Annotated in this window: 1 protein-coding gene; it reads right to left on the bottom strand. The window is 61.4% G+C overall.

Features of this window, described 5'->3' with window-relative positions:
- The coding region (locus SB754_RS23495) for a hypothetical protein (RefSeq protein ID WP_410784637.1) at window positions 1-228 on the bottom strand (228 nt) is incomplete at both ends.

Below are 228 nucleotides of genomic sequence, written 5' to 3'. Positions count from 1 at the left end.
CACACGGTTATCACGGCTCAGCACCACCATGGCATCGCCGAGGTAGCGTTGATCCAGCTCCACCCGCACGGCAAGTGGCACATCGAAAAAATGCGCCTCGAAGTCTTCAGGCAGACGCCCGAATGTATTCAGGTCAATGGCACCGGACGCGCGCTCGGCCGACACTTCGAAGGGCAAAAGGCAGGCAGCACCCAGCAGCCAGACAGCAACTGCCCTGCCGGATGCAGC

Origin of the sequence: Leifsonia sp. SIMBA_070, assembly GCF_046534635.1 — a bacterium.
GTDB lineage: Bacteria > Actinomycetota > Actinomycetes > Actinomycetales > Microbacteriaceae > Leifsonia.
Note: the sequence above shows the minus strand (reverse complement) of the source record. Positions and strands in the feature narration are given on the sequence as shown.